6 protein-coding genes are annotated in these 5,314 nt (G+C 67.4%); 2 read left to right on the forward strand and 4 right to left on the reverse strand.

Annotated elements, in window-relative coordinates; genetic code table 11:
• The coding region (locus tag ACLP4W_RS27645) for a PucR family transcriptional regulator (RefSeq protein ID WP_442390554.1) at nucleotides 1-1,245 on the reverse strand (1,245 nt) is incomplete at its 3' end.
• A gap of 84 nt (nucleotides 1,246-1,329) precedes the next feature.
• Here ACLP4W_RS27645 and pruA point away from each other — a divergent pair.
• Both pruA and ACLP4W_RS27655 read left to right on the forward strand, forming a co-directional pair.
• Complete coding sequence (gene pruA / locus ACLP4W_RS27650; RefSeq protein WP_442390555.1) at nucleotides 1,330-2,961, forward strand: L-glutamate gamma-semialdehyde dehydrogenase; 1,632 nt, start codon at nucleotides 1,330-1,332, stop codon at nucleotides 2,959-2,961.
• The gene (locus ACLP4W_RS27655; RefSeq protein ID WP_442390556.1) at nucleotides 2,961-3,929 is read left to right on the forward strand and encodes a proline dehydrogenase family protein; all 969 of its coding nucleotides are present in this window, start codon (nucleotides 2,961-2,963) and stop codon (nucleotides 3,927-3,929) included. The genes pruA and ACLP4W_RS27655 overlap by 1 nt, the downstream gene beginning before the upstream one ends.
• Before the next feature lie 10 nt (nucleotides 3,930-3,939).
• On the opposite strand, the gene ACLP4W_RS27660 is transcribed toward ACLP4W_RS27655, so the two are convergent.
• The 3 genes from ACLP4W_RS27660 to ACLP4W_RS27670 form a co-directional block, all read right to left on the reverse strand.
• Nucleotides 3,940-4,380 (reverse strand): PE-PGRS family protein, encoded by a 441-nt coding sequence (locus ACLP4W_RS27660; RefSeq protein WP_442390557.1) that lies wholly within the window; start codon nucleotides 4,378-4,380, stop codon nucleotides 3,940-3,942.
• An 18-nt stretch (nucleotides 4,381-4,398) separates the two neighbouring features.
• Nucleotides 4,399-5,013: a TetR/AcrR family transcriptional regulator gene (locus ACLP4W_RS27665; RefSeq protein ID WP_442390558.1), complete on the reverse strand. Its 615-nt coding sequence runs from the start codon at nucleotides 5,011-5,013 to the stop codon at nucleotides 4,399-4,401.
• A gap of 7 nt (nucleotides 5,014-5,020) precedes the next feature.
• Nucleotides 5,021-5,314: thiolase C-terminal domain-containing protein (locus ACLP4W_RS27670; RefSeq protein WP_442390559.1), on the reverse strand; the 294-nt coding region annotated here is incomplete at its 5' end.

The following is a 5,314-nucleotide window of genomic DNA, read 5'->3' on the forward strand; positions in this document are numbered from 1 at the left end:
GGTGCGCGCCGTGGCTACCTCCGCCAGACCGGCGACCGGTGCGGCGATAGCGGCCCGCAGTTCGACGCCAAGTTCCGTGCGCAGTGCGCTGATCGTGCCGCGGACCCACGAGGTGACCGACCGGGTCTGAGTCTGAGGCAGCAACACATAGATTCGCGAGCCGTGCGACGCGACCTGAGCATCATGGCGAAAAGCGCTGGCGCTCAACGCCAATACGTCAGCCAACCGGGCATGACGGCCTCCCGTGTCCCCGGTATCTGCGGTGTCCGGGGTGTCCCAACCGATCAGCGCGGCGGCGCCATCGGCCGCCAGGCCGAGTTCGCGCGCGATGGCGGCCACGTCGGCGGGCTCGCCATCGCTCAGGCCCAGAAGTTGCTGCACCCGCCGCGCGTGTGTGGAGGGCCGGGCCGCCAGGCGGGACATGATCCGGGCCGCCAGCACCGCCGCGCCCCGCAACATCTCCTCGGCGTCGTCGGCCAGCGGCTGCGAACCCTGCTGCACCCAGATGGTGCCGGCGAGCACCGCCGGTCGGCGGGCACCGGCCGGTGGCTGATGGATCCCGATCGCCAGCCGCGGGCGCAGGCCCAACTCCGGGCGCTCGGCAACGCGCACCACCTCGCCGCTGGATCGCAGCGCATCGAAGATGCCCCATTGGCCGATCCATTTCAGATGTTCGGGCGGCCCGGCCCGGCCCAGGATGGAAAGGCGGCGCAGTTCGTCGGCTTCGTCGTTGGAGGCCGAATAGGCGAGCACGTGCGACTGGGCGTTTTCGATGCTGACCATGCCGTGGATGCGGTCGGCCAGCGACTGCGCCAAGCCGAAGAGGTCGGTACCCGAGTCGTCCACCGGGTCGCCGCGGTCGCCGTAATGCTCCAACACGTGGTTGACCAACTGGTAGATCCGCTCCCAACGGGCCCGCGGCTCCACGGCCACCACCGCTGACCCGCCGGCCACCGCAGTGGTCACCAGGGCGTTCGACGGCTCTTTGACGAAGATCGCCACCGGCATGCGCTCGCGCGCCTGCTTGTCCATCCATCGCAGCGCCTCGCCGTCGGTGACACCAAGCAGGAAAAAGACATCGGCCGAGCCCGTTGCCGCCGCCAGGCCCAGCCGCACATCGTCGGAATCGATCAGCGCGGCCGACCCCACCGGAAGGTCCAGCCCCCTCGGCGCGTCGACCAGGCTGACCAGCGTCGCGTCCAGCGCGAGCAGCAGCTGACCCAGCCCGACACCAGGAACCCGCATATTGTCCGATCGTACTACTCAGTCCATCGATTCTTGTCTGATCGGCTAACAAGATGGGGTGTCGTCGCGGGGATCCTGACAGACATGGACGCGATCACCCAGGTGCCGACGCCGACCAACGAGCCAATCCACGACTATGCGCCGGGCTCCCCGGAACGCGCTCGCTTACTCGCCGAGTTGGGGGCGCTCGCCGATCATCCCATCGACCTGCCACATGTCATCGGCGGTAACCACCGCATGGGCGACGGCGAGCGAATCGAGGTGGTCCAGCCGCACCGGCACGCCGCGAAGCTGGGCACCCTGACCAACGCCGTCCACGCCGACGCGACAGCGGCCATCGATGCCGCGATGGTCGCGAAGAACGCTTGGGCGGCAATACCTTTCGACGAACGCGCCGCGGTGTTCCTGCGGGCCGCCGACCTGCTGGCCGGGCCGTGGCGGGAGAAGATCGCGGCAGCGACGATGCTGGGCCAATCCAAGTCCGCCTACCAGGCCGAGATCGACTCGCCCTGCGAGCAGGTCGACTTCTGGCGGTTCAACGTGGCGTTCGCACGTCAGATTCTGGCGCAGCAGCCGATCAGCGGACCCGGCGAGTGGAACCGCAGTGACTACCGCCCGCTGGACGGCTTCGTCTACGCGATCACGCCGTTCAACTTCACTTCGATCGCGGGCAATCTGCCGACCGCGCCGGCACTGATGGGCAACACGGTGGTGTGGAAGCCGTCGATCACCCAGACCCTGTCGGCTTATCTGACGATGCAACTGCTCGAGGCCGCGGGGCTGCCGCCCGGCGTGATCAACCTGGTCACCGGCGATGGGTTTGCCGTTTCCGATGTGGCACTGGCCGATCCACGGCTGGCCGGCATCCACTTCACCGGATCGACGGCCACCTTTCAGCACCTGTGGCAGCGGGTGGGCGCCGATATCGGCCACTACCAGAGCTACCCGCGGTTGGTCGGCGAGACCGGCGGCAAAGACTTCGTGGTCGCGCACGCCTCGGCGCGTCCGGATGTGTTGTGCACGGCGCTGATTCGCGGGGCGTTCGACTACCAGGGCCAGAAATGCTCGGCGGCGTCGCGGGCATTCATCGCCCATTCGGTGTGGCAGCGCATGGGTGACAGCTTCCTGGGCGCGACCGCCGGGCTGCGCTACGGCGACATCACCGATCTGACCAACTTCGGCGGGGCCGTGATCGACCGGCGCGCCTTCGTCAAGAACGTCAGCGCCATCGAGCGCGCGAAAGGTGCACCCGGTGTCACCATCGCGGTGGGAGGGGAATACGACGATAGCGTCGGCTATTTCGTGCGTCCCACCGTGTTGCTGTCCGACGACGCGACCGACGAAGCGTTCGCGACCGAGTACTTCGGTCCGCTGCTGTCGGTGCACGTTTACCCCGACGATCAGTACGAACGAATCCTGGATGTCATCGACAGCGGGTCTCGTTACGCGCTGACGGGCGCGGTCATCGCCGACGATCGTGACGCCGTGCTGACGGCGCAGGACCGGCTTCGGTTCGCCGCCGGAAACTTCTACGTCAACGACAAGCCGACCGGGGCGGTGGTCGGGCGCCAGCCGTTCGGGGGCTCGCGCGGTTCGGGCACCAACGACAAGGCCGGATCGGTGCTGAATCTGTTGCGCTGGACGTCGGCACGCACCATCAAGGAGACGTTCGTCCCCGCGACACAGCACACCTATCCGCACATGGCGGTCGACTGATGGCCGGGGTTTTCGCGCACACCCTCCGGCCGGTGATCCTGGCCGCCAGTCAAAGGGAAGGATTGCGCCGCGCAGCCGAACGGTTGCCGGTCACGCGCAAGGTTGTGCAGCGATTCGTGCCCGGCGAGTCGATTGACTGTGCACTGGACAGTGTTGCCGCGCTTCGTCGTTCGGGCCGGTATGTCAGCATCGACTATCTGGGTGAGGATGTCACCGACGTCGACGACGCCGACGCGGCGGTGCAGGTTTACCTGGACCTGATCGAGGAGTTGGGCCGCTCGGGCGATCCCGCCGATGACGGCGTTCGGCCGCTGGAGGTGTCGCTGAAGTTGTCGGCGCTGGGGCAGTCCCTGGAGCGGGACGGCGAGAAGATCGCGCGGGAGAACGCCTGGTCGATCTGCTCGGCTGCGCAGCGGGTGGGGGCCTGGGTGACGGTGGATGCCGAAGACCACACCACGACCGATTCGACGCTGTCGGTCGTGCGCGACTTGCGCGCGGACTTCCCTTGGCTGGGAACGGTTTTGCAGGCCTACCTGCGGCGTACGCTCGGCGATTGCGAGGAGTTCGCCGCGTCCGGGGCCCGGATCCGACTCTGCAGGGGCGCCTACGACGAACCCGCTTCGGTGGCCTACCGGGACCGGGCCGCGGTCACCGAGTCGTATCTGCACTGTCTGCGGGTGCTGATGGCCGGTTCGGGCTATCCGATGGTCGCCTCGCACGACCCGGCGATCATCGGCGCGGTTCCCGCTATCGCTTGCCAATCCGGCCGAGGCGCTGACGATTTCGAATACCAAATGCTGTACGGCATCCGGGCTGGCGAGCAGCTGCGGCTGGCAGGGGCGGGCAACCGCGTGCGCGTTTACGTGCCGTTCGGCACCCAGTGGTACGGGTACTTCACGCGGCGGCTGGCCGAACGCCCCGCCAACCTGACGTTCTTCTTGCGGGCATTGGCTGAACGCGGGCGCTGACGGCCGTCGCCTAGGAAGACCCGTCGAACCCGTTCAGGCCGAACAGCAGCCCGCCATTACCGCCGGTGCCAGGGGTGCCCAAGTGAATGCCGCCGGGCCCCCCGCCGTTGCCGCCGTCGCCGCCGTTGCCGATCAACACGGCATTGCCACCGTCGCCGCCGTCACCAGAGGTTGCATGGAAGGTAAACCCGCCGGCACCGCCGGCACCACCCTTGCCGATCAGCCCCGCCTTGCCGCCGTTCCCGCCGGCCCCGCCGTTGCCGTCGAAACCGGTACCACCGGACCCGCCGAAGCCGCCGGAACCGGCGAGGATGCCGGCATTGCCGCCGGCCCCGCCGGCACCACCTTCGAAGACCTCACTGTTGGCCTCCACCGCCCCCGCCGGCGCAGGAGCCACCGCCTCCGCCCCAGCAGTGGGCGCCGCCCGTAGAGTTCCCGATTCCTCCGCCACCGGCGGGATAGCAAATCGCTATGCGCGCCTTGGCCGCGGCCGATCGCCGGCGAATCCACGTACCACGTGCGCGCGCACAAATTCCGCTGCCACGTCGGGGTTATCCATATCCAGCGTTGACGAGGGCGTGCTGAATAGCGAAAACAGTATGCGCGCGAACCACTCACCGGCGGCCTGCACGTCGAGGTCTTTGCGAACCTCGCCGGTCAGCTTGGCGGCAGACAGGTACGGGGCGAAGAAGTCGACGCACTCACGCAGCAGCACGGCGGCATCTTTGGTGAGCAGCAGGCTGATCGCATCTTCGTCGAAGTACTTACCGGAGGCGATGACTTTTCGCGCCTGGGTCACGAACACCGCCGCAAAGCCCAGCTTTTCCTCGAGGGAGCCGCCCCGGCTCATTGCTTGGGACATCTCGCGGTAGAACTGCTCGGACGCGTGCTCCGCACACGCCTCGAGAATGGCGCCCTTGTCACTGAAGTATTCGTAGATCGTGCTCCGGGAAACGTTGGCGGCCTTGGCGATATCGACAATCGTTGTCTTCTGCAGCCCCTGCCTGCGGAAACACGCATACGCGGACGTGACGATGAGCTCGCGGGTATCGCTTGCCTGGGTCAACGCGGAAGCCTGGGTCATCAAAGCCTCAATCGGCCGGCGCGAGGATCAATCCGCTCGTGGGCACGCCGGTTCCCGACGTGACCAGCACATGCTCGACGTTGTCGACCTGGTTGCAGGAGGTGCCGCGCACCTGACGAACGCCCTCGGTGATGCCATTCATGCCGTGGATGTAGGCCTCGCCCAGCAGCCCGCCGTTGGTGTTGATCGGCAGTTCCCCGCCGAGCGATAGCCGCTCGACGGTGGCGTAGTCCTTCGCTTCGCCACGCCCGCAGAGACCGAGTTCCTCCAGCTGCGTGAACACGAACGGCGTGAAATGGTC

The organism is Mycobacterium sp., from assembly GCF_052145595.1.
Taxonomy (GTDB): domain Bacteria; phylum Actinomycetota; class Actinomycetes; order Mycobacteriales; family Mycobacteriaceae; genus Mycobacterium.